This window comes from Embleya sp. NPDC020630, assembly GCF_044334985.1.
Taxonomy (GTDB): Bacteria; Actinomycetota; Actinomycetes; order Streptomycetales; family Streptomycetaceae; genus Embleya.
This window is the reverse complement of the sequence record NZ_JBIRUB010000002.1, coordinates 260,014-285,304: the sequence shown is the minus strand read 5'-3', so window position 1 is coordinate 285,304 and position 25,291 is coordinate 260,014. Positions and strand designations below refer to the sequence as shown.

Below are 25,291 nucleotides of genomic sequence, written 5' to 3'. Positions count from 1 at the left end.
AGTGACCGAGACCAGCAGGCGGAGTGCACCGCGCGGCGGCGGTCGTGTGCGCATGACCGGAAAAGAGCGCCGGGAGCAGTTGATCGACATCGGTCGAACGCTGTTCGCGGAGCGTGGCTACGACGCGACGAGTGTCGAGGAGATCGCACACAAGGCCGGTGTGTCGAAGCCGGTGGTCTACGAACACTTCGGCGGCAAGGAAGGGCTGTACGCGGTCGTCGTGGACCGCGAGACGAGTGCTCTGCTCGACGGGGTGACCGGCGCACTGACCGGCGGCCACCCCCGGGAGCTGCTGGAGCAGGCCGCCTTCGCGCTCCTCGACTACATCGACCAGAACACCGACGGCTTCCGCATCCTGGTCCGGGACTCGCCGGTGGCCCAGTCGACCGGCACCTTCGCCTCGCTGATCAGCGACATCGCCTCGCAGGTCGAGGACGTGCTCGGCCTGGAGTTCAAGTCGCGCGGCTACGACCCGAAGCTGGCCCCGATGTACGCCCAGATGCTGGTCGGAATGGTCGCCCTGACCGGCCAGTGGTGGCTCGACGTCCGCCGCCCCAAGAAGGCCGACGTCGCGGCCCACCTGGTCAACCTGGCCTGGAACGGCCTGTCCGGCATCGAACCGAAGCCGAGACTGGTCGGCCGCCGCAGCTCGTGACCACGAGCACCGCCGACCACGAACGCCGTGAGGGGCCACCCCGGAAGGGGTGGCCCCTCACGGCGTTCGTGTCACGCTTGCGGGTGTCGGACTTCCAATAGAGATACTATCGGCAGAGATAGTATCGCTGGAGATAGTATCTACACCGACACCGTTTCGGGCTCGGTGTCATCGGCGCCGCACGCCCAGGGACGGACACTTCCACTCATGCACCGCTTCATCGGCAGGGACCGGGAACTGCGCACGCTGCGGAATACGCTGGACGAGGTGCGCGGTGCGGTCGGCACGCCCCGACCCGGGCAGTGCGTGCTGATGCGCGGACGGCGTCGGGTCGGGAAGTCGACCCTGGTCGAGGAGTTCCTCCGGCGAGCGGAGGTACCCCACCTCTTCTTCACCGCCGGCGGCGGACCCACCGAGGAGGAGCTGGCGGAGTTGTCGGACGCGGTGGCCGAGTCCTCGCTGCCGGATCGCTCGCTGTTCGCCGAAGAGACACCGAACCGGTGGAGTGCGGCCTTCCGCCTGCTCGCCGAGATCCTGCCGGACGACGCCCCCAGCGTGGTGGTGATCGACGAGGTGCCCTACCTGATGGAGCGCGTCGACGCCTTCGAGGGCATGCTCCAGCGCGCCTGGGATCGCCTCTTGAGCGCCAAGCCGGTGCTGTTGCTGCTGGTCGGTTCGGACCTGTCGATGATGGCGTCGTTGAACGCCTACGACCGCCCGTTCCATCAGCGTGGGCGCGAGATGGTGATCGGCCCGCTGACCCCGGCCGATCTGGCCGAAATGCTGGACCTGGAGCCGGCCGACGCCTTCGACGCCGCGTTGATCACCGGAGGCCTGCCGCTCATCTGCCGGGAATGGCGGCCGGGGACCTCGATGTGGCGGTTCCTCGCGGCCGCTCTGGAGAATCCGATCTCGGCGTTGCTTGTCTCGGCCGAGCGTTCGCTCGCCGCGGAGTTCCCGCCGCAGGCAATGGGCCGGGAGGTACTGCGGGCCATCGGAGCGGGCGAGCGCACCTTCACCAACATCGCGCGCGCCGCCGGAGGCATCTCCCACAGCACCCTCGCGCGGGCGACCGACCTGCTGATCGACAAAGGGGTCGTGGCGGCCGAGTTGCCCATCTCGCCGCGCCCCTCGAAGGAGCGCCGCTACCGCGTAGCGGACCCATACCTGCGTTTCTGGCTGGCATTCCTGGCCCCACACATGGCGGAGATCGAACGCATGCGCGGGGATCTCACCGTGGACCGGATCCGCAGGCAGTGGACGGCGTGGCGGGGACGTGCCGTCGAGCCGCTGATCCGGGAATCCCTCGCCCGGATCCTGCCCGCCTCCGGCCTACCGGCCGCGCCCGCCGTCGGCGCCTATTGGACCCGCAGCAACGACGTCGAGATCGACCTGGTGGGCGCCGACCGGGAGCCCGTGGCCAAGAAGCTGCTGTTCCTGGGTTCGATCAAGTGGCTGGAGACGTCCCCCTTCGACGCCCACGACCTGGCCGCGCTGCACAAACACCGAGCCGCGCTCACCGACGAGCCGATCCCGCTTGTCGCCGTCTCCCGAAGCGGCGTCGCATGCTCCGGTCTGCGGGCCACATTCGGCCCGGAGGAACTGCTCGGCGCGTGGAGCGGCAATCGGCCGTCCGGATCGTAAGCCGATCACGACGAGGAGTTCGTGACGGCCGCGGGGTGTCGGGGATCCGCGGCCGTCGGGGGGTGGGTGGGGGTCAGCCCAATACCGCGCGGAGTTGGTCGAGGGACCATTCCAGGTCGTCCTTGGAGATGACCAGGGGTGGGGCGATGCGGATCGTTTGGCCGTGGGTGTCCTTGACCAGGACGCCGCGGTCCATCAGGGCCTGGGAGACGTCGCGCGCGGTGCCGCGTGCCGGGTCGATGTCGACGCCCGCCCACAGGCCGCGGCCGCGGACCGTGGTCACGGAGTGGCCCACCAGCGCGGCGAGTTCGCGGTGCAGGTGGTCGCCGAGGTCGGCGGAGCGCTGCTGGAACTCGCCGGAGCGCAGGATCTCCAGGACCTCCAGGCCCACCGCGCAGGCCAGCGGGTTGCCGCCGAACGTGGAGCCGTGCTCGCCGGGGGCAAACACACCGAGCACCGCGCGGGACGACACCACGGCCGAGATCGGCAGGATGCCGCCGCCGAGCGCCTTGCCCAGGATGTACATGTCGGGCACCACACCCTCGTGCTCGCACGCGAACGTACGGCCCGTGCGGCCGAGCCCGGACTGGATCTCGTCGGCGATGAACAACACGTCGCGCTCGGCGGTGACCCGGCGCACCTCGGCCAGGTAGCCGGGCGGCGGGACCAGCACACCGGCCTCGCCCTGGATCGGCTCGATCAGCACCGCCACCGTGTCGTCGGTGATCGCCGCGCGCAGCGCCGCCGCGTCGCCGTAGGGCACGACGTCGAAGCCCGGGGTGTACGGGCCGAAGTGCCGGCGTGCCTCCTCGTCGGTGGAGAAGCTGACGATCGTGGTGGTGCGGCCGTGGAAGTTGCCCGCCGCCACGATGATCCTGGCCCGCCCGTCCGGCACGCCCTTGACCTCGTAGCCCCACTTGCGCGCGGTCTTGACCGCGGTCTCCACCGCCTCGGCGCCGGTGTTCATCACCAGGACCATCTCCATGCCCGCCAACTCCGCGAGTTGCTCGCAGAACGGCGCGAAGCGGTCGTTGTGGAACGCCCGGCTGGTCAGCGTGACCCGGTCCAACTGCCGCTTGGCGGCGTCGATCAGGCGCGCGTTGCCGTGTCCGAAGTTGAGCGCGGAATACCCGGCCAGCATGTCCAGGTAGCGCCGGCCCTCGACGTCGGTCATCCAGGCCCCGTGCGCCTCGGCGACCACGATCGGCAGCGGGTGGTAGTTGTGCGCGCTGTAGTCCTCGGCCAACGCGATCAGTCGGGTGCTCTCGGCGCCGGGGCCGCCCGGGCGACCGACCCCAAACTTGTGCTCGGGGGAGGAGGGGACGGGGGTGTGCTGCGTGCTCATGACGTCCTTTCGCAACGGTGGAGAACCGTGGGAATCGCTACGAGAGTGGAGAACGGCGATACCGGGAGATGCCGGGAGGAGGTTCGGTACGAAGGCGGGAAAATCGCGCAAGCAATGACAAGACGGAGGAAAGTCACCCGGGTGGGTATGGACGGGATACCCCGCGGGGGCGGCGGATCAACGGGCGGCGCGCAGTTCCAGGACGCAACCGCGCACGCTCACGCCGTGGACCGCGAATGCGGACATGTCCAGCTCGATCGTACGGAATCCCCGCTCCGCCAACCGGGCTGCGAGGGCCGGTGTCGTGTCGCCCATCACCACGCTGCGCCCGTCGGAGACCGCGTCGAGGCCGAGCGCCGCCGCGTCCGCCTCGTCCACCTCGATCCGCTCCGGGAACACCCGGGTCAGCCGGCGCAGCGCGGTCGGGGTGAACGCCCCCGGGTAGTAGGCCGCGGTGTGCTCGCCCAGCACGGTCAGCGCCGAGCCGAGTCGGGGAAAACGCGGGTCGGCCAGCTCCAGCGGGACCACGGGCAGCCCGAAGAACGCCTGCGCCTCGGCATGCGCGGCCGCCTCGGTCAGCGGCCCCACCGCGGCCAGCAGCCGGGGGCCGACCGGGATCAGGTCGCTCTCGCCCTCGTGCGCGAACACCGGCTCCAGCGCGGAGCGGAAGCCGTGCCGGGCGAACCATTCCAGATACGCCGGCGTCTCGGCCGACCGGGCCGCCGTCCGCGGCCGCGCGCCGAGCACCCGCCGGCCCACCACGGTCGCCGCCCGCGCGGCGAAGACCATGTCGGGCAGCCCGGGGCGGCCCGGCACCAGGCTCACCCGATGCCCGAGCCCGATCAAGACCGCGCGCAGCCGCTCCCACTGACCCATCGCGGTCGTGGTGCGCGCCGTGAACCCGGTCGCCGGCGGCGTCTCGTCCAGGAACACCGGCGGACACATCACGTAGTGCCGCAGTTCGGCCGCCCGCGGGGCGACGAAGCCGCGTCGCCGCTGTCGGGCCACCCGCGCCCGCTCGGCTCCGGGCGATATGCGCTCCGACCGCAGGTCGGAACGGCCCGATCGACCGCAGCGCGAGGTGAGGCGCACGCGATATCCCCTTCTCGCGGACGGCGGCGGCAGGCGCGCGCCCGGGATTTCCGCGGCCCACGCCCGTCCGACCCTGCCGATGGTGATGCCGTGCAGTCGGCGGCAGGCCGGGGGCCGCACCCGATCGTCACCGTGGATAGACGGTCGGCGACCCTCTGTGTCGGCCCTGGACAGCCTAGGTCGCCGGCACCGGGGGCGTAAAGGCGGCTGCGTTGTCCCATACCGCACGATCGTTGCGCATTCCCCCGGGCGCTCACCCGCTTTGTTGTGCGCCCCGCGCGGGCGTCGCGTGGCTCCCCTGACCGGAACCACGTCACGCGCCTGAGAGAATGGCGGCATGGCCTCGACGCGTCCCCGTGTTCTGTCCGGAATCCAGCCGACCGCGGATTCGTTCCACCTGGGTAACTACCTGGGCGCGATCCGGCAGTGGGTGCCGTTCCAGGACAGCCACGATGCCTTCTACATGGTGGTCGACCTGCACGCGATCACCGTCGCGCAGGATCCCAAGCAGTTGCGCGAGCGCACCCGGATCTCCGCCGCGGAGCTGCTCGCGGCCGGTCTGGACGCGGACCGCTGCACCCTGTTCGTGCAGAGCCACGTACCCGAGCACGCACAGCTCGCGTGGGTGATGAACTGCATGACCGGCTTCGGCGAGGCCGCGCGGATGACCCAGTTCAAGGACAAGTCGGCCAAGCAGGGCACCGACCGCACCACCGTCGGCCTGTTCACCTACCCGGTGCTCCAGGTTGCCGACATCCTGCTCTACCAGGCCGACGCGGTCCCCGTCGGCGAGGACCAGCGCCAGCATGTGGAGCTGACCCGCGACATCGCGCAGCGGTTCAACTCGACGTTCGGCGAGACGTTCACCGTCCCCAAGCCGTTCATCGTCAAGGAGACGGCCAAGATCGTCGACCTCCAGGACCCGACGATCAAGATGAGCAAGTCCGCCTCGACGCCCAAGGGCATCGTCAACCTGCTCGACGACCCCAAGGCGAGTGCGAAGAAGATCCGCAGCGCGGTCACCGACACCGGCACCGAGGTGCGCTTCGACGAGACGGAGAAGCCGGGGGTGTCCAATCTGCTCACCATCCACTCGGCGCTCTCCGGCACCTCGATCGCCGCGCTGGAGGAGCGCTTCGCGGGTCGCGGCTACGGCGATCTGAAGAAGGAGGTGGCCGAGGTGCTGGTCGATTTCGTCACCCCGTTCCAGGAGCGGGTGCGCGGCTACCTCGACGACCCGGCGGAGTTGGACGCCGTGCTCGCACGCGGCGCCGACAAGGCCCGCGAGGTGGCGTCGCGGACGCTCGCCGAGACCTACGACCGTGTCGGCTTCCTGCCCCCGGTCACCGGCCGGTCGGGAGGCTGAGGCGCAGCACATGGCCAAGCGCACCATCGGAGTGTCGATCGCGATTCCCGAGCCCTACGGCAGCGAGTTGCAGGCTCGCCGCGCCGGGTTCGGGGATCCGCTCGCGAACGCCATCCCGACCCACGTGACCCTCCTGCCGCCGACCGAGGTGGCCGACGAGGCGATGGCCGAGATCGAGGAGCACCTGCGCGCGGTCGCCGCCGGCGAGGCCCCGTTCGACATACACCTGCGCAGCACCGGTACGTTCCGACCGACCTCGCCGGTGGTGTTCGTCCAGGTCGCGCGCGGCATCCCGGAGTGCGAGCGGATCGAGGCCGCGGTGCGATCCGGGCCGCTGGAGCGCGAGTTGCACTTCCCGTACCACCCGCATGTGACCGTCGCGCATCACCTGCCCGATCACATGCTCGACCTGGCGTTCGCGGAACTCGTCGACTACGACGCGGTCTTCCCGATCTGGGGCTTCAGCCTGTACGAGCACGGCGCGGACGGGGTGTGGCGCCCGCAACGTGACTTCGCGTTCGGCCAATCGTTGCCAGGTCCGCTGCCCGTGTGATGCCGTCCCGGCCGCACGGGACGGCACAGAGTGGAGTCGCGTGTGGGCAGGGCATCGGGCGGGCAGCAGTCCTCCGTGGCGATCAAGGAGCGGCTGGCGAGGATCCCGGTCATCGGCCCCACCTGGCGGGCCTATTCGCGCTACGGCGATCGACAGGGCAATCGACTCGCCGCCGCGGTGACCTACTACGGGTTCCTGTCGCTGTTCCCGTTGATCACGCTCGCGGCGGCGGTGGTGGCCGCGGCACTCGACCCCTCCCAGGTCCGCCGGATGCAGAACAAGATCTCCGAGCAGATCCCCGGTATCGCCGACAAGTTGGACCTGGACGCGCTGGTGCGCAACGCGGGCGCGGTCGGGGTCATCGGCGGCGCGCTGCTCCTGGTGTCCGGGACGGGGTGGGTGGACGCGACACGCTCCTCCATCCGGGCGATCTGGGACGTGGAGGAGGAGCCGGGCAACGTCGTCGTGCGCAAGTTCGCCGACGTCGGCGTACTGATCGGCCTGGGGCTCGCGTTGGCGTTGTCGGTCGGCGCGTCCACGTTCGCGACGGTGGTGATCCGACACGTCTCCGACTCGATCGGGCTCGAACACCAGCCGGTCGGCCGGGTACTGCTGCAAATCGCCGCGTTCGCGGTCGCGGTCGGCGCGAGCGTGGTGCTGTTCCTGTACCTGCTCGTGGGGATGCCGCGGCTGACCATGCACCGCTCGGTCGCGATCAAGGGCGCGTTGATCGGGGCGGTCGGCTTCGAGTTGCTGAAGCTGTTGGTGTCCTCGTACATCGCGGGGGTCGCGGGCAAGAGCGCGTACGGCGCGTTCGGCGTCCCGGTGGCACTGCTGCTGTGGATCTACTTCGTGATCCGCCTGCTCCTGTTCTGCGCGGCCTGGACGGCCAACGCCCAGGAGGCCGCGGAAGCCGCGGACAACATCGAGGCAGCCGCCGAAAAAGCCGCCGCGGAACCCCCCTTGGACCTGTCCCAGTACAAACCCAAGCCCAACCACCCCGTCCGCACCTACGCTTTGGCGGTAGCCGGCACAGCCACCCTGGGCGTCCTCCTGGAACGCCTCACCCGGAACCACCCACCAACCAACACCTGACCCCACCCGCAACCCGCAGCACGTCGGCGAAGCCGACCACCGCAGCCCGGCCGGCGCTTGAGGCCACCGGTCAAAGCCAAGCGTCATCGCGAAGACACCCAACCCAGCCCGGCCGGCGCTTGAGGCCGCCCCACCCCTACGGCAGGATGTCGTCCTCGAACCGCACGCCCGAACCCCCCTCGCGCCGCCGAAGGGCGAACAGCACGCCGCCGCCCACCACAAGCGCCGCCGGCACCCCGAGCCCCGCCCACAACACCCAGTCGAACCCGTCGTCGTCCGAGGCCGCCGACGCCTTCGCGGTCCTGGCGTCGCCCGGCTTCCCGTCGGCCGCCTTCGTGCTCTTGTCCTTCTTGTCACCCGGCGCCGCCAACGGCTCCACCAGCATGCCGACCGGCTTGGCCTGGGCCATGGCGGCAAAGCCCCAGTCGAGCAGCTTCCCGGTGTCCTCGTACGTCTTGCCCTTGCCCTCGACGTGCATGATGCTCACGAGGAGCGTGTGCCCGCCGCGCTGCGCGCCGCCGACGAAGGTGTTCCCGGCGTTGGTGGTGTAGCCGTTCTTCACACCGAGCATCCCCGGATACTGGCCCAGCATCGTATTGGTGTTCTGGATCTGGAACTTGGCCCCCGCGACCCCGGGAAAGTCGGCGACCTTGGTGCTCGCGTACGAGCGGAAGTCGTTGTTCTTGAGCCCTTCGCGAGCGAACAGCGCGAGGTCGTACGCGCTGGAGACCTGCCCCGGCGCGTCGTAGCCGTCCGGCGAGACCACGTTGGTGTCGCCGGCCTGAAGCTGCTTGGCCCGCTCGTTCATCTGCCGCACGGTGGTGTCCACGCCACCGTTCATCGCGCACAGCACATGCACCGCGTCGTTGCCCGAGCGCAGGAACACCCCGCGCCACAGGTCCTCGACCTTGTAGGTCTCGTTCTCCTTTATCCCGACCAGGCTGCTGCCCTCGCCGAGATTCCGCAGTTCGGCCGCCGCCACCTGGTGGGTGGTGTTGCGGTCGATCTTGGGCAGCACCGTGTCCGCGAACAACATCTTCAGCGTGCTGGCCGGCGGCAACTTCCAGTGCGGGTTCTTCGCCGCCAGGATCTTCCCGGTCTCCGCGTCGGCGACCACCCACGAGTAGCCCTCGACGGCGGGCGGCGGCGGGCTCCCGGGCGGCAGGTCGCTCTGTACACCCGGTTGGGCCAAGCGCGCGCCACCCACATCCGACATCGACGCGGGGGGCTGTGGCTCCGGCGTAGCCGGGGCGGCCTGCGCCATCGAGGCGGAACCCAACACGAAAGCGATCGCCCCCGCGCACGCGACGGCCGGCTTGCGAGAAGCCCGGAACCAGTAAGACATGCGATGAGCGTACTGGCGGCCCCCGGCTGCGGTTCGGCGACCGCGCCGCCGCATACTGAACCGGGACAAATTTGCTGAACTTTTGACCGGGAAACGGGTGCTTCACGTTGAGGATCGGCCGCGGTACATCCGCCTGTCTGGTGTTGTTCGGCGTCTGGAGCTGGATCCTGTGGCCGAACTTCCTCAGGAACATCTGGGCCGACGACCGCTCCTGGAACGACGGCGCGACCGCCTTCTTCCTGATCCACCTGGCACTGACGATCGTCTCGTTCGCGGCAGGCAACGCGATCGGTTGGCTCGGGATCAAGGGGCTGCGCGCGACGCGGACGTCGCGGACGTGACCGACGACCCCGCGGGCTGCCCCGCGCATCCGGTGCCGGCCGGGCCCGAGTTGTTCACCCGGGAGTTCATCGCCGATCCGTATCCGGCGTACGCGCATCTGCGCGAGTACGCGCCGGTCCATCGCACCACGCTGCCCAGCGGGGTCGAGGCGTGGTTGGTCACCCGATACGCCGACGCCCGGCAGGCGCTCGCCGACCAGCGCTTGAGCAAGGATCCGCGGCGGTCGGAGGCGGCCTGGAAGCAGGGCAAGGTCGGCGTGCCCGGCGAGCAGCGCTCGGGGGTGGGCGCGCATCTGCTCAACCTCGACCCGCCGGACCACACCCGGCTGCGCCGCCTGGTGTCGAAGGCGTTCACGCCGCGCCGCGCGGAGGAGTTCCGCCCGCGCGTACAGGCCCTGACGGACCGGCTGCTCGACGACTTCGCCCGGACCGGCGAGGCCGACCTGATCCACGACTTCGCGTTTCCGCTGCCGATCTACGCGATCTGCGACCTGCTCGGTGTGCCGGAGGAGGATCAGGCGGACTTCCGCACCTGGGCCGGGATGATGATCCGGCACGGCTCGGGGCCGCGCGGCGGGGTGGCCCGGGCGGTGCGGCACATGCGTACGTATCTCGCCGAGTTGATCCACCGCAAACGCGCGACGCTCACCGACGCGGACGACGACCTGATCTCGGGGCTGATCCGGGCGAGCGACCACGGCGAACACCTGACCGAGGACGAGGCCGCGGCGATGGCCTTCATCCTGCTGTTCGCCGGCTTCGAGACCACGGTCAACCTGATCGGCAACGGGCTGCTGACGCTGCTCACGCACGACCGGGAACGGCTCGCGCTCCGGGCCGACCCCGAACTGCTCGCGCCCACGGTCGAGGAACTGCTGCGCTACGACGGCCCGGTCGAGGTGGCCACGTGGCGGTTCAGCACCACCGAGGTGGAGATCGGCGGGACCCGGATCCCGGCCGGCGAGCCGGTGCTCGTGGTGCTCGCGGCGGCCGACCGCGACCCGCTCCGGTTCCCCGCGCCCGACCTGCTCGATCCGGCCCGCGCGGACAACCAGCACCTGGCCTTCGGGCACGGCATCCACTACTGCATCGGCGCGCCGCTGGCCCGGCTCGAGGGCCAGATCGCGATCGGCACGCTGCTGCGCCGGCTACCCGATGTGCGGCTCGCGCTGCCGGCGGACGAACTGCGGTGGCGCGGCGGGCTGATCATGCGTGGCCTGCAGCGGCTCCCGGTGACGTTCACCCCGGAGGCGGACGGCCGCGCGGCGGGTGGGCCGGAGGGCGGCTGAGCCGAAGTGCGCTCGACCGGAAGGCGGTTCGCCTCCGGGCGATCGGGACGGGCACGGGGCGGCGGGGTGACGGATCGTCATCCGTCACCCCGCCGCCCCGCCTGTACCCGAGCACCCTTCTCCCCGTATCACCCCCGACCCCCGGTCTTCCCACCCCTGGTCCCCGCCCCGGTCCCGCCCCCGAGCTTCCCCACCCGTCCCCCACCGTCGAGTCCCCCTGCGCGCGTTCCCCCGCCTCACATCCCGGTGCTCACCACCCCCACGCCCCCCGGCGTTCCACCCCTCGGATCACCGTCACTCGTCCGCTCCGGCGTTACTTCCCCAAGACGCCTTCGCGGATCCGGACGATGCTCCTCGCCCCCCGACCCCCCGCGTCCCGGGCTAGTCGTGCCCGGTCAGTGCCGCGAGGTCGGCGGGCGTGGGCCGACGGCGCCGCGTACTGCGAACCGGGTGAATGGTGGAGGTCATGCCCTGCTCCTGTTCCCCGAGGCGAACCCTTGCGGTCTCGCTCCCAACAGGGACTTGTCTACAGGGCGTCGTTCCCGACACACAACGGGTGCTTGACACATTTGATCACTTAGAGTGAATCCCGACCATGAAATGGTCAAAGAGGTTTGTTTCAGGCGTGGTTGTCGAACGGCGCGACGATCGAACGCAACAAGCCGGCCAGCGCCGCCTGCTGATCGACCGTCAGGCCGGCCAGGATGGCCCGTTCGTGTTCCAGCAACTCGGCCATCGCCGCGTCGACCCGATCCCGGCCGTCGTCGGTCAGCCGGACCAGCACCCCGCGCCGGTCGTCGGGGTCGGGCAGGCGCAACACCAGGCCCTTGGCCGCGAGGCGGTCGATACGATTGGTCATCGTCCCGGAGGTGACCAGCGTCTGGGTGAGCAGCTGGCCGGGCGAGAGCTGATACGGCGCGCCGTCGCGGCGCAGCGCGGAGAGCACGTCGAATTCCCACGGTTCGAGGTCGCGTGCGGAGAAGGCGGTACGCCGGGCGCGGTCGAGGTGCCGCGCCAGTCGGGTCACCCGGCTCAGTACTTCGAGGGGTTCGACGTCGAGGTCGGGGCGCTCCCGCTTCCATGCCGCGACAAGCCGGTCGACCTCGTCTTTCATGAGGTCATTCTAGCGAATCGTTCGATGCCGAGCCTCTTGATATCGAGATAAGAATCAGCAATATCCGCCATGTTCCGAGAGGATGCGGCCACCTTATGGCCGTACCGCACCAAGAAGGGCCGAAACCCGCGCGTCGAGACGGCGAAGTCGGCGTCCCAGCAGGGTAATCCGTTGGTCTGCCACCCGAGCCGGCCGGCAGGGTGGGGCGCATGGACCGCACCCGACGCGTCGCCGACGCGGCGCGCTCCCTGCATGGTTTGGCCCTCGGCGACGCCTTCGGCGAGCAGTGGTTCGGCTACCGGGGGGCCGAGCTCACCGAGCGGCTGACCGGCCGCATCGCCCCGCAGGCCCGCCTGTGGTACTGGACCGACGACACCGCGATGGCGCTCTCGCTGCTGCGCATCCTGCACCTGTGCGACGTGGTGGACCAGGACGCGCTCGCGGCGCACTTCGCCGCGTCGTACGAGGCCGATCCGTATCGCGGCTACGGCCCGTCGATGCACGGCGTGCTGCGCGCGATCCACGAGGGCGAGCCGTGGCGGAAGGTGACGCGCCGCCAATTCGAGGGCCAGGGCTCGTGGGGCAATGGCGCGGCGATGCGGGTCGCGCCGCTGGGGGCGTGGTTCGCCGACGACGGGCTCGCGGTGGTGGCGGCCGAGGCGGAGCGGTCCGCCGAGACCACGCACGCGCATCCGGAGGCGGTGGCGGGAGCGGTCGCGGTGGCGATCGCGGCGGCGTTGGCGACTCGGGGGCGGGACGAGACGGCTCCGGATCCGGTGGAGTTCCTGGTCGAGGTGGCCGGACACACGCCAAAGAGCGATGTGGCGGCGGGCCTGCGGGCGGCCTCCCGGCTGCCCGCCCATTCCTCGGTCCGGCACGCGACGGGCGTATTGGGCAACGGCTCGCGGATCAGCGCCCCCGACACGGTCCCCTTCGCCCTGTGGACCGCCGCCCACCACGTGGACTCCCTCCCGGAGGCCCTGTGGCACACCGCGACCGGCATGGGCGACGTCGACACCACCTGCGCGATCACCGCGGGCGTCGTCGCCTCCCGCACCGCCCTGGCCGACATCCCGGAATTCTGGCTCACCGCCCGCGAACCGATCCCGACCTGGGTCGACACCGGCGGAACGGCAATGCCGCCCCGCTCCTGACCGCGCTTTGCCGCCGCACCGGTGATCGTGGTCACCCTGGGCACCGGACTCGCCGACACGGCCGGGCCGTGAAGTCCTCGCCGCCGACCAGCGCGGTGCGGCCGTTCGGGCCGAACGCGACGGCCGACAGGGCGCCGTCGTGCCCGGCGAGGATCGGCCCCGTGACATCGGTCGGCCGAGCGGCGTGGTCGGCGCTCACCGAGGCCAGGGTGCGCCCGTCGGGACTGAAGGCGACCGCGAAAACGGTGTTGGTGTGGCCGGTCCCGGTCACCAACGGGCGGGGCCGAGTGGGCTCGGACACGTCCCACAGCCGGGTGGTGAAGTCCCGGCCGGCCTCGTCCGCACACAGCGTCAACGCCTCCTCGAACTGGTCGATCACCATTACCAGTCGGGTGTCGGGCCGGTTCGCCATCCAGGCGTCGAGCGCCCGGCCGAGCGTGCCGGGCTCCTCGGCCGGTCGCGCGGCGACCACGTCCGGGTCGAGGTCGGGGTCGAGGTGCGCGTCCGGCAATCCGCCCGTCGCGTGGGCGAGTTCGACCAGGGGGTGTGCGCCGGGGGCGAGTCGGCACGGCTGCCGGACCTCGTCCGGGCCGGCCAGTCCCGGCGCGGACGAGCGAGGACTCACCGCCGCCGGACGCCCCGAACACGGCGAGCCGCCGGAGCGGGATCCGTCAGTGCGCCGGGTCCGGGCGGCGCGGCGCGGGATCCGTCAACGAGCCAGGTCGGGACGGTACGAGCCCGCCACCCATGCGCGCGTGGCGACGCCGACCCGGTTGAGGGTGTTGATCGCGGCGATCGACCAGACGATCTGGCCCATCTCCACGTCGTCGAAGTACTTCGCCGCCTCGTCCCAGACCGGCGTCGGCACGTGTCCCTCGGTGAGCAGCGTGACCGCCTCGGTCAGGGCCAGCACCGCTCGCTCGCGGGCGGTGAAGAACGGCGTCTCGCGCCACACCGGGATCGCGTGCATGCGCTGCTCGGTCTCGCCGAGTTCGCGGGCGTCCTTGGTGTGCATGTCCACGCAGTAGGCGCAGCCGTTGATCTGCGACGCGCGGATCTTGATCAGCTCCGCGACGATCGGGTCCAGACCCTCGGCCGCCGCCTTGCTCAGCGCGATGGCGGCCTTGTACGCGGCGCCGTGCAGGGGCTTGAGGGGCAGTCGGGCCGGGTCGCCGGCGACGGGGGTTTCCTCGGTCACTTCCTGAATGCTCATGACCACGACCCTACGTACGGATCGGACCACGATTAAGGTCCAATCCCATGCGGAGTTCCTGGGCCATCGGCGATGTGGATCTGTACCTGGAACCCGGCCCCGTGCGCGGCCGGCGGATCGGACTGGAGCGTGCGCTGCGCGCGGCGATCGTGGACGGCCGGCTCGCCCCCGGCACCCGGCTGCCCTCCTCGCGCACCCTGGCCGTGGACCTGGCGATGGCCCGCAACACGGTCGCCGAGGCGTACGCCCAACTCGTCGCCGAGGGGTATCTGATCGCCCGCCGGGGCGCCGGCACCGTGGTCGCCGAACGCCCGGCCGACCCGGTGCCGGTGCCGGTGTACGCGCGCGCCTCGGCCCCGCGCTTCGACCTGCGGCCCGGACGCCCGGACCTGTCCGCGTTCCCCCGGGCCCGCTGGGCCGCGGCCCAGCGGCGCGCGCTGGCCGCCGCCGGACCCGACGCGTTCTGGCCGCAGGCCGACCCGCGCGGCCGGATCGAACTGCGCGAGCGCCTGGCCGACTACCTCGGCCGGGTCCGGGGCGTGCGCACCCGGCCGGATCGCATCGTGGTGTGCGCGGGCTACACGCAGGGCCTGTACCTGCTCGGCCACACGCTGGCGGCCCGCGGTGCGCGCCGGATCGCGATGGAGAATCCGGGGCTGCCGTTCCTGCGCGAGATCGTGGCCCGCACCGGCGTCGAGGTCGGCACCGTCGGGGTGGACGGGCAGGGCGCCCGGATCGACACGGCCGGCGACGCGGACGCGATCGTGCTGACCCCCGCCAACCAGGCCCCGATGGGCGTGCCGCTGCACCCGGACCGGCGCGCGGCGGCGCTGCGCTGGGCCGCGCGGACCGGTGGCGTGGTGATCGAGGACGACTACGACGGCGAGTTCCGCTACGACCGGCACCCGGTCGGCGCGCTCCAGGGTCTGGGCGCCGAGCACGTGGTGTACGCGGGCACCGCGAGCAAGATGCTCTCGCCGGGCCTGCGGCTCGGCTGGCTGGTGGTGCCGCCGTACCTGCTCGACGACCTGCTCGCGGTCCGCGACCGGCCCGAGTTGACGGTGGGCACCTTGGATCAGCTCACTCTGGCCGAGTTCATCGCCGCCGGCGACCTGGACCGGCACGTGCGCCGCGCCCGCCTGGCCTACCGCGACCGCCGCGACCGGCTCGTCGCGGAGCTGGCCCGGCGGGTGCCGGCCGTACGGGTGTGCGGTATCGCGGCGGGCCTGCAGGTGCGGCTCGAACTGCCCGAGGGCGGCCCGGGCGAGGAGGAGACGCGCGCGCTGCTGGCCCGGCGCGGCGTGGCGGTGCACCGCATGGGCTGGTACCACCGGGCCCCGTACGCCGAGCACCCGCCCGGGCTGGTCGTCGGCTACGCGGCGCCCACCGCGGCCGCCTTCGCCGGCACGCTGGAGGCGTTGGTCGCCGCGCTGGCCGAGCTGTTCGGGCCGAGGACCGCGCCGGGGCGCGCCCGACTCCCCGAACACACCGGGGGCGGGCCGTTCGGCCCGCCCCCGGTCGATTCCGCGTGAGGCCGGCGCCGCGAAGGCGCCGGCTCCGACTCAGATCAGGCCCAGCTCGCGCACCGCGTCGCGCTCCTCGGCCAGCTCCTGCACCGAGGCGTCGATCCGCGCCCGGGAGAACTCGTTGACGTCCAGGCCCTGGACGATCTCCCACGTGCCGTCCTTGCAGACCACCGGGAAGGACGAGATCAGGCCCTCGGGCACCCCGTAGGAGCCGTCCGAGACGACACCCATCGAGGTCCAGTCGCCGTCGGCGGTGCCGTTGACCCAGGTGTGCACGTGGTCGATCGCCGCGTTGGCCGCGGACGCCGCCGAGGACGCGCCGCGCGCCTCGATGATCGCCGCGCCGCGCTTGGCGACGGTGGGGATGAAGGTGTCGGCGAGCCAGGTGCGGTCGTCGACCACCTCGGCGGCGTTCTTGCCGGCGATCTGCGCGTGGAAGATGTCCGGGTACTGGGTGGCCGAGTGGTTGCCCCAGATGGTCAGCTTCGCGATGTCGGTGACCGCGACGCCGGCCTTCTTCGCGAGCTGGGTCAGCGCGCGGTTGTGGTCCAGTCGGGTCATCGCGGTGAAGCGCTCGGCCGGTACGTCGGGCGCGTGCTGCTGCGCGATCAGCGCGTTGGTGTTGGCCGGGTTGCCGACCACGAGCACCTTGATGTCGTCCGCCGCGCCGGCGTTGATCGCCTCGCCCTGCGGCTTGAAGATGCCGCCGTTGGCGGCCAGCAGGTCGCCGCGCTCCATGCCCTTGGTGCGGGGGCGGGCGCCGACCAGCAGGGCCACGTTGGCGCCGGCGAAACCCTCGGTCGGGTTGTCGAAGATGTCGATCCCGGCGAGCAGCGGGAACGCGCAGTCGTCGAGCTCCATCGCGGTGCCCTCGGCGGCCTTGACCGCCTGGGGGATCTCCAGGAGGCGCAGGCGGACCGGGGTGTCGGGGCCGAGCAGGTGACCGGAGGCGATGCGGAACAGCAGCGCGTAGCCGATCTGACCGGCCGCGCCCGTGACGGTGACGTTGACGGGGGTACGGGACATTGCGCGCGGGTCTCCTCTGCTGCGGCGGGATCCGACGCCGATGGCAGTCCGCCGGTAGCTCGGCATCGAGATACTTTTCGCGGCCACACTACCCCCGCCTCCGGGGCGGCTCGGCCACCCACCGGTGTGAGGTTCGCCCGGCCGCGCGTCTCGGCTCACCCGCTCCGCCGGGGTGCGTCGGGTTCGCCGGTTTCCGTTTCGGCGGAACCGGCCGGTAGGTTCGTGACGGATCGAAGTCGCTCGGCCTCGAAGGGTGATCCCGATGTGCATGTCACCGGACCGCGTCGCGTCGATCCCGGCGGCGGTGCCGGAGCCCGCGCCCGTGCCGATCGCACCCGTGGTCGAGGGCGCGTCGGTCGACCCGATCGACGCGGTGGCGCTCGGCTGGGTGGACAACGCGGGCATCACCCGGGTCAAGACCGTCCCGTACTCCCGCCTGGACGCGGTCGCCGTGCACGGCGTGGGCTTCTCCCCCGTGTTCGACGTGTTCCTCGCCGACGACTCGATCACCGCGGGCAACCTGGTCGGCGGTCCGGCGGGTGATCTGCGCCTGGTCCCCGACCTGACGGCGCTGCGTCCGCTGGCCGCGCAACCGGGCTGGGCGTGGGCGCCCGGCGACCGCTACACCCAGGACGGCGTGCCGTACGCGGGATGCCAGCGCACCTTCGCCCGGCGGATGGCCGCCCGCGCCGGGTTGCGCGGGTTGACGCTGCGAATGGGCTTCGAGGTCGAATGGGTCACCGGCACCGAGGACGCGGCGGGCCGCTTCGTGCCCGCCTTCCACAAGGCCGCGTACGGGATGACCCGGGTGGTGCGGGTGTCCGCCCAGCTGCGCGAGCTGATCCGCGCGCTCGCCGCGCAGGACGTGCGCGTGTTGCAGGTGCATCCGGAATACGCGGCCGGCCAGTTGGAGGTGTCCGTCGCCCCGGAGGATCCGGTCGGCGCGGCGGACACCACGATCCTGGTGCGCGAGACGATCCGGGCGGTGGCCGCCCGACACGGGCACGCGGTCAGCTTCGCCCCCTGCGTGGTGCCCGGCGAGGTGGGCAACGGCGCGCACCTGCACTTCTCGCCGTGGCGCGACGGGACGAACCTGTGCCACGGGGGTGAGGGGCCGCAGGGGTTGACCGACGAGGGCGAGGCGTTCCTGGCCGGTGTGCTGCGCGAGTTGCCCGCGCTGCTCGCGATCGGCGCGCCCGGCGCGGCCAGTCATCTGCGTCTGGTCCCGGCCCAGTGGGCGGGGGTGTACCGCTGCTGGGGCCTGGAGAACCGCGAGGCCGCGATGCGGCTGGTCACCGGGATGGCCGGCGAGCGGCAGCACACCGCGAACGCCGAGCTCAAGTGTTTCGACGCGACCGCCAATCCGTATCTGGTGGTCGGCACGGTGATCGCGGCCGGTCTGGCCGGGCTCGAGGACGGCCTGCGGCTGCCGGTGGAGGTACCGGGCGACCCCTCGACCGCCGGGGACGTACCGCGCCTGCCCGGCTCCCCCGCGGCGGCGCTGGCCGCCCTGGAGGCGAGCACGGTGCTGCGCGAGGCCCTGGGCGAGACCCTGTTCGACGCGATCACCGCGGTCCGCCGAGCCGAGATCACCCGCTCGGCCGGGATGACCCCGAACGAGATCGCCGCCGAGGCGCGCCGGTTGTATTAGGCCCGACCCGGCGCGCCGGGTCGGACCCGGGCGCCGGTACGACCGGCCCTGGAACCAGGCCCCGTCCGGCGGATCTTGGCGGGTCCGCCCGACAGGACCTAGCGGCCGGTGCGCCTGGGCACCCACGGCAGGTCGACCAGCGGTTCCGGGATGCTCAGCCCCAGGAGCAGGACCGCGCCGCCGAAGATCAGCAGCATGGCCACGTCGGTGAACCGGCTGCGAACCGCCAGCACCCCCACGTCGGACACGAACGCCCGCAACAGCGCGGCGACCAGGAAGGTCCCGGCGATCATCATCGCGGCGGGACGGAACCCGCTCAGCGCCGCGGTCAGCAGCGCGGCGAACAGGCAGCCGAAGACCACCGTCGCGGGCCACTCGCGCAACCGCCCGGGGCCGGTCGGCGAGCCGCCGCCCTCGGGCGGGAAGGTGCCCGGATCCTTCCTCCTGCCCTCCCTGCGTCGCCCCCGAGTCGTTGCCACCACGTCCACCTCTCATCGACAGGGCGAGCGATGCCGCGACCGGCCCGGAGCGGTGCGGCTCCGGGCCCGTCGCGACCGGGTCACAGACCGGTGACCTGCCGCTCGGCGGCCTCGACGACGTTGGTGAGCAACATCGCGCGGGTCATCGGACCCACCCCACCGGGCATCGGGGCGACCCACGCGGCCTTCTCGTACGCCTCCGGGTGCACGTCGCCGACCAGGCCGTGCTCGGTGCGGGTGATGCCCACGTCGAGCAGCACCGCGCCGGGCTTGACCATGTCCGCGCTGATCAGTCCGGGCACCCCGGCGGCGGCGATCACGATGTCGGCCTGGAGCACGTGGAACGGCAGCTCCTTGGTGCCCGTGTGGCACAGGGTCACCGTGGCGTTCTCGGTCCGGCGGGTGAGCAGCAGGCCGATCGGGCGGCCGACGGTGACCCCTCGGCCGATCACGCACACCTCGGCGCCGTTGATCTCGATGTCGTGCCGGCGCAGCAGTTCCACGATGCCGCGCGGCGTGCACGGCAGCGGCGCCTCCTGGCCGAGCACCAGCCGGCCGAGGTTGGTCGGGTGCAGGCCGTCGGCGTCCTTGTCCGGGTCCATCAGCTCCAGGACCCGGTTGGCGTCCAGGTGCCGGGGCAGCGGGAGCTGCACGATGTAGCCGGTACAGGCGGGGTCCGCGTTGAGCTCGCGGACCACGTCCTCGACCTGGTCCTGCGTCGCGTCGGCGGGCAGGTTGCGCTGGATGCTCGCGATGCCGACCTGGGCGCAGTCGCGGTGCTTGCCGCGCACGTACGAGTGGCTGCCGGGGTCGTCGCCCACGAGCACGGTGCCCAGACCCGGCGTGATGCCGCGGGCCTTGAGGGCCTCGGCCCGTACGGCCAGTTCGGCTTTGATGGCGGCGGCGGTGGCCTTGCCGTCGAGGATCTGCGCCTTCAAGTTGTCTCTCCTGGTCCACGGTTCCGGGCCGGTCGTTGCGATTGTCCCGTATCCGGGCCGGCCGTGCGGCGGACCCCGTACAGCAGCCGCGCCGGCGGGGCCAGGATGCGCTGCCGGACGAACGCGGGCAGGTGCCGGGCCGCCACCGGTTCGTTCGCGCGGGTGATCACCCGACCGAGCCGCTTGAGGTGTTGCCGCAGTACCGGATACCCCCACAGGTCCGGCAGTTCGGGCAGGGTCGGGGGGCGGCGCTCCTCGGCGGCCGAGGCCAGTTCCTCGACATAGGCGTCGAGTCGGGCCAGGTCGTCCTCGGGGATCGGCTCGGGCGAGTCGGTGCGGTAGGTCTCGGGCGCGGTCATCAGCCGGTAGCCCAGCCGCTGGGCGGTGACGATGGCGGGCCACAGGCGTTCCGCGTCCAGATGCCGGCCGGTGATCTCGCCGAGCGCGGACTCGTACACGCTCCACAGGTCGATCAGTTCGCGGCGAGCGGCCCGGCGGGTGCTGCCCCAGGCCCGATCGTCGACGATCTGCCCGGTGACGGTGGCGCGCAGCAACATCGCCTCGGCGCGGATGGCCCGGCCCAGCTGCCGGGGCAGCCGGGTGGCCGAGGCGCGCGGCCACAACACCAGGCTCGCGACCAGGCCGACCGTCAGGCCGAGCACGGTGTCGATCATCCGGGTGGCGGCCAGGTCGCCCACGTGCGCGCCGGGGCTGCCGGCGGCGGCCAGGAACAGGCCGACGGGGGTCACGCAGGCCGCGCCCACGGCGAGGTTGCGGGCGATCACCGTCTGGGTGGCGCCGAACAGCAGGGCGACGACGACCACCACCAGCCACTGGTCGGGCCGCAGGTCGTGGAAGAAAAGCGCGATCACCGCGACGCCGAGCAGGGTGCCGATCGCCCGTTGCAGCACCCGGCCGAAGTCGAGCACGACGTTGCCGCCCTGGAGCGCGGCACCGGCGGCGATGGCCACCCATACGGGGTGCACCACCGGCAGCAGCGCGGCGGCGAGCGCGGCCGAGCCGACGCCGAGGCCGGTGCGCAGCGCGGTCGGCGGCACCAGCGATGACCGGTCGAACGCGGCGCGCATCCGCTCGCCGGCGCTGGGCCGCCGGCCGGGGATGATCTCGCCCTCCTTGACCGCGGGTTGCCCGGCCGCCGCGGCGGCGGCCCGCAGCGCGGTGCGCAGCGTGCGTTCGGCGTCGGTCTCGGTGTCGGCGAGCACCGCGGGCAGCACCGGGACGAGGGTGGGCCGCCCGACGGCGCCGGCCAGCGCGCGCACGGTCTCGGTGATCTCCGCCGGCAGCGGCCGGTCCCGCTCGACGGCGAGCAGCTGGGCGGCCTGGAACAGGTCGAGCGCGCGCCGGCACAACACCCGCAGGCGGCGGGCCTCACCGGTGCGCCGGTTGCGTCTGGTGTCGGCGCGCAGCACGGTCACCCACGCGCTGTGCACGGTCTCGGAGGCGCGGTGCCTGGCGGCGTCGCTCGGCTGGTCGCCGATCGCGGCGAAGAAGTCGGCCAGCGCCTCGAAGCAGGCGGCGAGCGCCAGGTGCTCGGGGTGGCGCGGGCGCACCAGCCAGCCGGACATCGACACCAGCCAGGCCCCGGCGGCGCCCACGAGCACGAGGGCGCCGCGTTCGAGCACCCGGTCTGGCTGGTGCGGCAAAAACGCGCCCATCGCGCAGACCAGGGTGAACATGTACCCGCCGGGACGGTCCACCTGGAGCGCGCCGCACAGGAAGGTGGCGATGCCGGCCACCACGGTGATCACCGGGACGTACAACAGCGGGGTGCCGGCCGCGAGCGAGCCCAGCATCAGCGACACGGCCAGGCCCAGGCCGACCAGCGCGAGGGTGATGCCGCGACGCGCGTAGGGCTCCTTGGCCGCGTACAGAACGGTGTAGCCGCCGAGCGCGGCGAAGGTGGCGTCGCCGAGGCCGAGCGTCGCGGTGACGATCGCGAAGGGGATGCCGACGCCGAGCGCGGCCCGGATCCCGGCGGCCCAGGTGAAACCCTTCCCGGTGAGCGTGACCAGCGGCCTGATCTGGTTCTGCGGGCCCAGCTCCGGCGGATGCACCGCCGGGAACGGAGGCAACGTCGGCGGCCCGTTCGGGTCCGCCGAGGGCCCGGGCGGCAACGCGAGGGGTGCACGTTCCGGATGGGGTCCCGGGGTCGCCTGATCCTGCATGCTCCCATGCAACGCACGTTTCGCCGGGAATGCCAAGTCCCACTCGGGCATGATCCCGCTCACCGAACCGGCGGGGACCTACCCGGCGCCAACCGCTTCGGTATAAGGTGCCGCCTCCAACGGACTCTCGGGTCGTGGGGGCGACGCCGGGCTCGAATACGGCGCTCGCGCGTCGACATGCCCGGGGGTCACCGGCGTCGCGCACGGTGTGCGCGCGTTCTCAGGGGAGAGTTCCACATGTCCCAACCTCCGGGTCCGTACGGCCCGCCGCCCGGGTACGGCGCCGAGGGCCAAGGCGCGGGCTACGGCCAACAGCCCGGTTACGGTCAACCTGCCTACGGCCAACCGGCCTACGGCCAGCCGGATTACGGTCAGCAGGCCGGCTACGCCCAGCCGTACGGCTACGGGCCGCCGCAGAATCTCGGCGACTACTGCGCGAGCTGGGGGCGGCGCGTGGGTGGGGCGCTCCTGGACGGGCTCGTCATGTTGCCGGTGATGATCCCGTACTACATCGGGTTCGGGATGTTCATGGACAAGACCGAGACCACCAGCAACCTCGACGGCACCGAGACGACCACCTACGACGGTGGGTCCGGTCCGATCGTGCTGATGGTCGTCGGCGGTGTGCTCTCGTTCCTGTTCGGTCTCTGGCAGCTCTACCGCCAGGGCAAGACCGGTCAGACGATCGGCAAGAAGGCGGTCGGGATCAAGGTGTTGCGCGAGCGGGACGGCATGCCGGCCGGTTTCGGGATGGCCTTCGTCCGCGCCATCGCGCACTTCCTCGACGTCATCACGTGTTTCCTCGGCTTGTTGTGGCCGCTGTGGGACGACAAGAAGCAGACCTTCGCCGACAAGGTGTGCTCGACGGTCGTGGTCAAGGTCTGAGCACCCCCACCACGCGCGCGAGGCGCGGCCCCGTTCGGGGTCGCGCCTCGCGTGTGTCCGGGACCTGATCGGTGGGACCCGATCGGTGGATCCGGATCAGTGGAAGAAGTGCCGGGTCCCGGTGAAGTACATGGTGATGCCGGCCGCGCGCGCGGCCTCGACCACCTGCTCGTCGCGGACCGAGCCGCCCGGCTGCACGACCGCCTTGACGCCGCCCTCGATCAGCACCTCCAGGCCGTCGGGGAACGGGAAGAACGCGTCGGACGCGCCCACCGAGCCGGCCGCCCGCTCGCCGGCGCGCTGCACCGCGAGCCGGGCCGAGTCGACCCGGTTGACCTGGCCCATGCCCACCCCGACGGTCGCGCCGCCCGACGCGAGGAGGATCGCGTTGGACTTGACCGCGCGTACCGCCCGCCAGGCGAACACCAGGTCGCGCAGCGTCTCGGCGTCGGCCGGCTCGCCGGTGGCCAGCGTCCAGGCAGCCGCGTCGTCGCCGGGCGCCTGGTAGCGGTCGGCGTTCTGAAGCAGCAGCCCGCCGTCGATCTGGCGGAACTCGACCGGCGTGGCGGGCGCCTCGGGCGCGCGCAGTACCCGGATGTTCTTCTTCCGGGCCAGCACCTCGACCGCGCCGTCCTCATAGCCCGGCGCCACGATGACCTCGGTGAAGATCTCCGCGACCTGCTCGGCCATCGCCACGCTCACCGGCCGGTTGACCGCGATCACGCCGCCGAAGGCGGACAGCGGGTCGCTCGCGTGCGCCCGCAGGTGCGCCTCGGCGACGGTCTCGCCGATCGCGATGCCGCACGGGTTGGCGTGCTTGATGATCGCCACGCACGGCTGCTCGTGGTCGTAGGCGGCGCGGCGGGCCGCGTCGGTGTCCTGGTAGTTGTTGTAGGACATCTCCTTGCCGTGCAGCTGCTCGGCGCCGGCCAGCCCGCCGGTGCCGTCCACGTAGAGCGCGGCGGCCTGGTGCGGGTTCTCGCCGTAGCGGAGCACGTTCTCGCGGCGCCGCACCGAGCCGAGGAAGGCCGGAAAGCCCTCGTCGTCGGCCGGGGCGTAGCTGCTCGAGAACCAGGACGCGACCGCGACGTCGTACGCGGCGGTGTGGCCGAACGCCTCGCCCGCGAGCCGCTTGCGCTGCGCGAGGTCGAAGCCGCCGGCCTCGATCGCGGCGAGCACGTCGGCGTAGCGGTCCGGGCTGGTCACCACGGCCACGGACGGGTGGTTCTTGGCCGCGGCACGCACCATCGAGGGCCCGCCGATGTCGATCTGCTCGACACACTCGTCCGGCGTGGCGCCCGACTCGACGGTCGCGGTGAACGGGTACAGGTTGACCACGACCAGGTCGAACGGCCGGATCTCCAGCTCGTCGAGCTGCGCGCGGTGCGACTCCAGGCGCAGGTCGGCGAGGATGCCGGCGTGTACGCGCGGGTGCAGCGTCTTGACCCGGCCGTCCAGGCACTCGGGGAAGCCGGTCAGCTCCTCGACCTTGGTCACGGGCACGCCCGCGGCGGCGATCCGACCGGCGGTGGAGCCGGTGGAGACCAGTTCGACCCCGGCGGCGTGCAGGCCGCGGGCCAGCTCCTCCAGGCCGGTCTTGTCGTACACGCTGATCAGCGCGCGACGGATCGGGCGCAGCCCGTCCTGGTCGGCGGGGGTGGGGGTGGGGGCGGCGGAAGTCATGCGGGGATCCGGACCTTTCTTCCTTCGATGCGGTAGCCCTCGCGGGCCAGCCGGCCCACGACCTCGACGAGCAGGGTGCGCTCGACAGTCTTGATGCGCTCGTGCAGCGCCTCGCCGCCGTCGGCGTGATCGCCGTCCTCGACCGCGACGACGCCCTGAGCGATGATCGGCCCGGTGTCCACGCCGGCGTCCACGAGGTGCACCGTGCAGCCGGTCACCTTGGCGCCGTACGCGAGCGCGTCCCGGACGCCGTGCGCGCCCGGGAACGAGGGCAGCAGTGCGGGGTGGGTGTTGACGGTGCGTCCCTCGAAGCGGGCCAGAAAGCGCGGGCCCAGGATCTTCATGAAGCCGGCCGAGACGACCAGGTCGGGCTCGTACGCGGCGACCGCGGCGGCGAGCGCCGCGTCCCAGTCGGCCCGGGTGGGGTGGTCGGACACCCGCTCGACGAAGGTCGGTACACCGGCGCGTTCGGCGCGGGCCGGCCCCGCGATGTTGTCGCGGTCGGCGCCCACGGCCACCACACGCGCCCCGTACGCGGGATCCGCGCACGCGTCGAGCAGGGCCTGCAGGTTGGTGCCGGAGCCGGAGACGAGGACGACGAGCCGGGCCGGCCCGGGGGTGCGCGGGGCGTGAACGGCCACTGCTTTCAAGCTCTTTCCGGAAGGGAAGGGCGGGAGGGGCACCCAAGGGATTCGGGCTCTCGCCGGGATC

The 25,291-nt window shown here is 72.1% G+C and carries 23 protein-coding genes; 11 read left to right on the top strand and 12 right to left on the bottom strand.

The features are described from left to right. Positions 1-52 precede the first annotated feature (52 nt). Positions 53-655 (top strand): TetR/AcrR family transcriptional regulator, encoded by a 603-nt coding sequence (locus ACH4XV_RS07425; RefSeq protein WP_101897050.1) that lies wholly within the window; start codon positions 53-55, stop codon positions 653-655. Between the two features lie 207 nt (positions 656-862). Beyond that, a complete protein-coding gene (locus ACH4XV_RS07420; RefSeq protein WP_395787426.1) occupies positions 863-2,299 on the top strand; it encodes an ATP-binding protein in 1,437 nt (478 codons plus the stop codon). A gap of 73 nt (positions 2,300-2,372) precedes the next feature. Here the strand turns inward: ACH4XV_RS07420 and rocD are convergent, their stop codons facing one another. Together rocD and ACH4XV_RS07410 are read right to left on the bottom strand one after the other, a co-directional pair. Then, the gene (rocD, locus tag ACH4XV_RS07415; RefSeq protein ID WP_395787424.1) at positions 2,373-3,644 is read right to left on the bottom strand and encodes an ornithine--oxo-acid transaminase; all 1,272 of its coding nucleotides are present in this window, start codon (positions 3,642-3,644) and stop codon (positions 2,373-2,375) included. Positions 3,645-3,821: 177 nt separating this feature from the next. Next, on the bottom strand, positions 3,822-4,736 hold the full coding sequence (locus ACH4XV_RS07410; protein ID WP_395787422.1) for a dimethylarginine dimethylaminohydrolase family protein: 915 nt from the start codon (positions 4,734-4,736) through the stop codon (positions 3,822-3,824). A 337-nt stretch (positions 4,737-5,073) separates the two neighbouring features. Between ACH4XV_RS07410 and trpS the strand changes: the two genes are divergently transcribed. From trpS to ACH4XV_RS07395, 3 genes are read left to right on the top strand one after another with little or no spacing between them, the layout of a single operon-like run. After that, on the top strand, positions 5,074-6,102 hold the full coding sequence (trpS, locus tag ACH4XV_RS07405) for a tryptophan--tRNA ligase (protein ID WP_395787420.1): 1,029 nt from the start codon (positions 5,074-5,076) through the stop codon (positions 6,100-6,102). Positions 6,103-6,112: 10 nt separating this feature from the next. Next, entirely contained in the window at positions 6,113-6,655 is a 543-nt protein-coding gene (locus ACH4XV_RS07400; protein ID WP_395787418.1) for a 2'-5' RNA ligase family protein, read from the top strand. A gap of 42 nt (positions 6,656-6,697) precedes the next feature. Next, positions 6,698-7,750: a YihY/virulence factor BrkB family protein gene (locus ACH4XV_RS07395; protein WP_395787416.1), complete on the top strand. Its 1,053-nt coding sequence runs from the start codon at positions 6,698-6,700 to the stop codon at positions 7,748-7,750. Between the two features lie 136 nt (positions 7,751-7,886). Here ACH4XV_RS07395 and ACH4XV_RS07390 read toward each other — a convergent pair whose 3' ends face one another. Continuing rightward, on the bottom strand, positions 7,887-9,095 hold the full coding sequence (locus ACH4XV_RS07390; protein ID WP_395787414.1) for a D-alanyl-D-alanine carboxypeptidase family protein: 1,209 nt from the start codon (positions 9,093-9,095) through the stop codon (positions 7,887-7,889). A 107-nt stretch (positions 9,096-9,202) separates the two neighbouring features. Between ACH4XV_RS07390 and ACH4XV_RS07385 the strand changes: the two genes are divergently transcribed. Both ACH4XV_RS07385 and ACH4XV_RS07380 read left to right on the top strand, forming a co-directional pair. After that, positions 9,203-9,436, top strand: a complete 234-nt coding sequence (locus ACH4XV_RS07385) for an SCO4848 family membrane protein (protein WP_380038903.1) — start codon at positions 9,203-9,205, stop codon at positions 9,434-9,436. After that, positions 9,433-10,725: a cytochrome P450 gene (locus ACH4XV_RS07380; protein WP_395787412.1), complete on the top strand. Its 1,293-nt coding sequence runs from the start codon at positions 9,433-9,435 to the stop codon at positions 10,723-10,725. The genes ACH4XV_RS07385 and ACH4XV_RS07380 overlap by 4 nt, the downstream gene beginning before the upstream one ends. Before the next feature lie 619 nt (positions 10,726-11,344). Here the strand turns inward: ACH4XV_RS07380 and ACH4XV_RS07375 are convergent. Continuing rightward, a complete protein-coding gene (locus tag ACH4XV_RS07375; RefSeq protein ID WP_380005268.1) occupies positions 11,345-11,839 on the bottom strand; it encodes a MarR family winged helix-turn-helix transcriptional regulator in 495 nt (164 codons plus the stop codon). Positions 11,840-12,048: 209 nt separating this feature from the next. On the opposite strand from ACH4XV_RS07375, the gene ACH4XV_RS07370 reads away from it, so the two are divergent. Further along, on the top strand, positions 12,049-12,993 hold the full coding sequence (locus tag ACH4XV_RS07370; RefSeq protein WP_395787410.1) for an ADP-ribosylglycohydrolase family protein: 945 nt from the start codon (positions 12,049-12,051) through the stop codon (positions 12,991-12,993). A gap of 31 nt (positions 12,994-13,024) precedes the next feature. On the opposite strand, the gene ACH4XV_RS07365 is transcribed toward ACH4XV_RS07370, so the two are convergent. Then, complete coding sequence (locus tag ACH4XV_RS07365) at positions 13,025-13,618, bottom strand: WD40 repeat domain-containing protein (RefSeq protein ID WP_395787408.1); 594 nt, start codon at positions 13,616-13,618, stop codon at positions 13,025-13,027. Between the two features lie 84 nt (positions 13,619-13,702). Further along, a complete protein-coding gene (locus ACH4XV_RS07360) occupies positions 13,703-14,206 on the bottom strand; it encodes a carboxymuconolactone decarboxylase family protein (RefSeq protein ID WP_380005273.1) in 504 nt (167 codons plus the stop codon). Between the two features lie 47 nt (positions 14,207-14,253). Between ACH4XV_RS07360 and ACH4XV_RS07355 the strand changes: the two genes are divergently transcribed. After that, complete coding sequence (locus tag ACH4XV_RS07355) at positions 14,254-15,738, top strand: PLP-dependent aminotransferase family protein (protein WP_395787406.1); 1,485 nt, start codon at positions 14,254-14,256, stop codon at positions 15,736-15,738. A gap of 30 nt (positions 15,739-15,768) precedes the next feature. Here ACH4XV_RS07355 and ACH4XV_RS07350 read toward each other — a convergent pair whose 3' ends face one another. Then, positions 15,769-16,758, bottom strand: a complete 990-nt coding sequence (locus tag ACH4XV_RS07350; protein ID WP_395787404.1) for a malate dehydrogenase — start codon at positions 16,756-16,758, stop codon at positions 15,769-15,771. A gap of 262 nt (positions 16,759-17,020) precedes the next feature. On the opposite strand from ACH4XV_RS07350, the gene ACH4XV_RS07345 reads away from it, so the two are divergent. Then, the gene (locus ACH4XV_RS07345) at positions 17,021-18,409 is read left to right on the top strand and encodes a glutamine synthetase (protein WP_395787402.1); all 1,389 of its coding nucleotides are present in this window, start codon (positions 17,021-17,023) and stop codon (positions 18,407-18,409) included. A gap of 98 nt (positions 18,410-18,507) precedes the next feature. Here ACH4XV_RS07345 and ACH4XV_RS07340 read toward each other — a convergent pair whose 3' ends face one another. The 3 genes from ACH4XV_RS07340 to ACH4XV_RS07330 all read right to left on the bottom strand — a co-directional run bounded on the left by ACH4XV_RS07340 (position 18,508) and on the right by ACH4XV_RS07330 (position 22,012). Then, entirely contained in the window at positions 18,508-18,888 is a 381-nt protein-coding gene (locus ACH4XV_RS07340; protein WP_395787400.1) for a DUF3017 domain-containing protein, read from the bottom strand. Between the two features lie 80 nt (positions 18,889-18,968). Continuing rightward, positions 18,969-19,826: a bifunctional methylenetetrahydrofolate dehydrogenase/methenyltetrahydrofolate cyclohydrolase gene (locus tag ACH4XV_RS07335; RefSeq protein WP_380005283.1), complete on the bottom strand. Its 858-nt coding sequence runs from the start codon at positions 19,824-19,826 to the stop codon at positions 18,969-18,971. After that, the gene (locus ACH4XV_RS07330; RefSeq protein WP_395787398.1) at positions 19,823-22,012 is read right to left on the bottom strand and encodes an FUSC family protein; all 2,190 of its coding nucleotides are present in this window, start codon (positions 22,010-22,012) and stop codon (positions 19,823-19,825) included. Before ACH4XV_RS07330 ends, ACH4XV_RS07335 begins: the two co-directional genes overlap by 4 nt. A gap of 237 nt (positions 22,013-22,249) precedes the next feature. Here ACH4XV_RS07330 and ACH4XV_RS07325 point away from each other — a divergent pair, with 237 nt between their 5' ends. After that, positions 22,250-22,897 (top strand): RDD family protein, encoded by a 648-nt coding sequence (locus ACH4XV_RS07325; protein ID WP_395787396.1) that lies wholly within the window; start codon positions 22,250-22,252, stop codon positions 22,895-22,897. 96 nt (positions 22,898-22,993) lie between these two features. Here the strand turns inward: ACH4XV_RS07325 and purH are convergent, their stop codons facing one another. Further along, positions 22,994-24,580 carry a bifunctional phosphoribosylaminoimidazolecarboxamide formyltransferase/IMP cyclohydrolase gene (gene purH, locus ACH4XV_RS07320; RefSeq protein WP_395787394.1) on the bottom strand — a complete coding sequence of 529 codons (1,587 nt, stop codon included), beginning with the start codon at positions 24,578-24,580 and terminating at the stop codon, positions 22,994-22,996. Continuing rightward, on the bottom strand, positions 24,577-25,221 hold the full coding sequence (purN, locus tag ACH4XV_RS07315; protein ID WP_380005291.1) for a phosphoribosylglycinamide formyltransferase: 645 nt from the start codon (positions 25,219-25,221) through the stop codon (positions 24,577-24,579). The genes purH and purN overlap by 4 nt, the downstream gene beginning before the upstream one ends. Between the last annotated feature and the right edge of the window lie 70 nt (positions 25,222-25,291).

Excerpts from the sequence above, each read along its gene's own strand:
- ACH4XV_RS07355 (WP_395787406.1), top strand. The coding sequence starts at position 14,254 with ATGCGGAGTTCCTGGGCCATCGGCGATGTGGATCTGTACCTGGAACCC.
- ACH4XV_RS07360 (WP_380005273.1), bottom strand. The coding sequence starts at position 14,206 with ATGAGCATTCAGGAAGTGACCGAGGAAACCCCCGTCGCCGGCGACCCG.
- ACH4XV_RS07425 (WP_101897050.1), top strand. The coding sequence starts at position 53 with ATGACCGGAAAAGAGCGCCGGGAGCAGTTGATCGACATCGGTCGAACG.
- rocD (WP_395787424.1), bottom strand. The coding sequence starts at position 3,644 with ATGAGCACGCAGCACACCCCCGTCCCCTCCTCCCCCGAGCACAAGTTT.
- ACH4XV_RS07390 (WP_395787414.1), bottom strand. The coding sequence starts at position 9,095 with ATGTCTTACTGGTTCCGGGCTTCTCGCAAGCCGGCCGTCGCGTGCGCG.
- ACH4XV_RS07370 (WP_395787410.1), top strand. The coding sequence starts at position 12,049 with ATGGACCGCACCCGACGCGTCGCCGACGCGGCGCGCTCCCTGCATGGT.
- ACH4XV_RS07350 (WP_395787404.1), bottom strand. The coding sequence starts at position 16,758 with ATGTCCCGTACCCCCGTCAACGTCACCGTCACGGGCGCGGCCGGTCAG.
- ACH4XV_RS07345 (WP_395787402.1), top strand. The coding sequence starts at position 17,021 with ATGTGCATGTCACCGGACCGCGTCGCGTCGATCCCGGCGGCGGTGCCG.
- ACH4XV_RS07330 (WP_395787398.1), bottom strand. The coding sequence starts at position 22,012 with ATGCAGGATCAGGCGACCCCGGGACCCCATCCGGAACGTGCACCCCTC.
- purH (WP_395787394.1), bottom strand. The coding sequence starts at position 24,580 with ATGACTTCCGCCGCCCCCACCCCCACCCCCGCCGACCAGGACGGGCTG.
- ACH4XV_RS07375 (WP_380005268.1), bottom strand. The coding sequence starts at position 11,839 with ATGAAAGACGAGGTCGACCGGCTTGTCGCGGCATGGAAGCGGGAGCGC.
- ACH4XV_RS07400 (WP_395787418.1), top strand. The coding sequence starts at position 6,113 with ATGGCCAAGCGCACCATCGGAGTGTCGATCGCGATTCCCGAGCCCTAC.
- trpS (WP_395787420.1), top strand. The coding sequence starts at position 5,074 with ATGGCCTCGACGCGTCCCCGTGTTCTGTCCGGAATCCAGCCGACCGCG.
- ACH4XV_RS07420 (WP_395787426.1), top strand. The coding sequence starts at position 863 with ATGCACCGCTTCATCGGCAGGGACCGGGAACTGCGCACGCTGCGGAAT.
- ACH4XV_RS07325 (WP_395787396.1), top strand. The coding sequence starts at position 22,250 with ATGTCCCAACCTCCGGGTCCGTACGGCCCGCCGCCCGGGTACGGCGCC.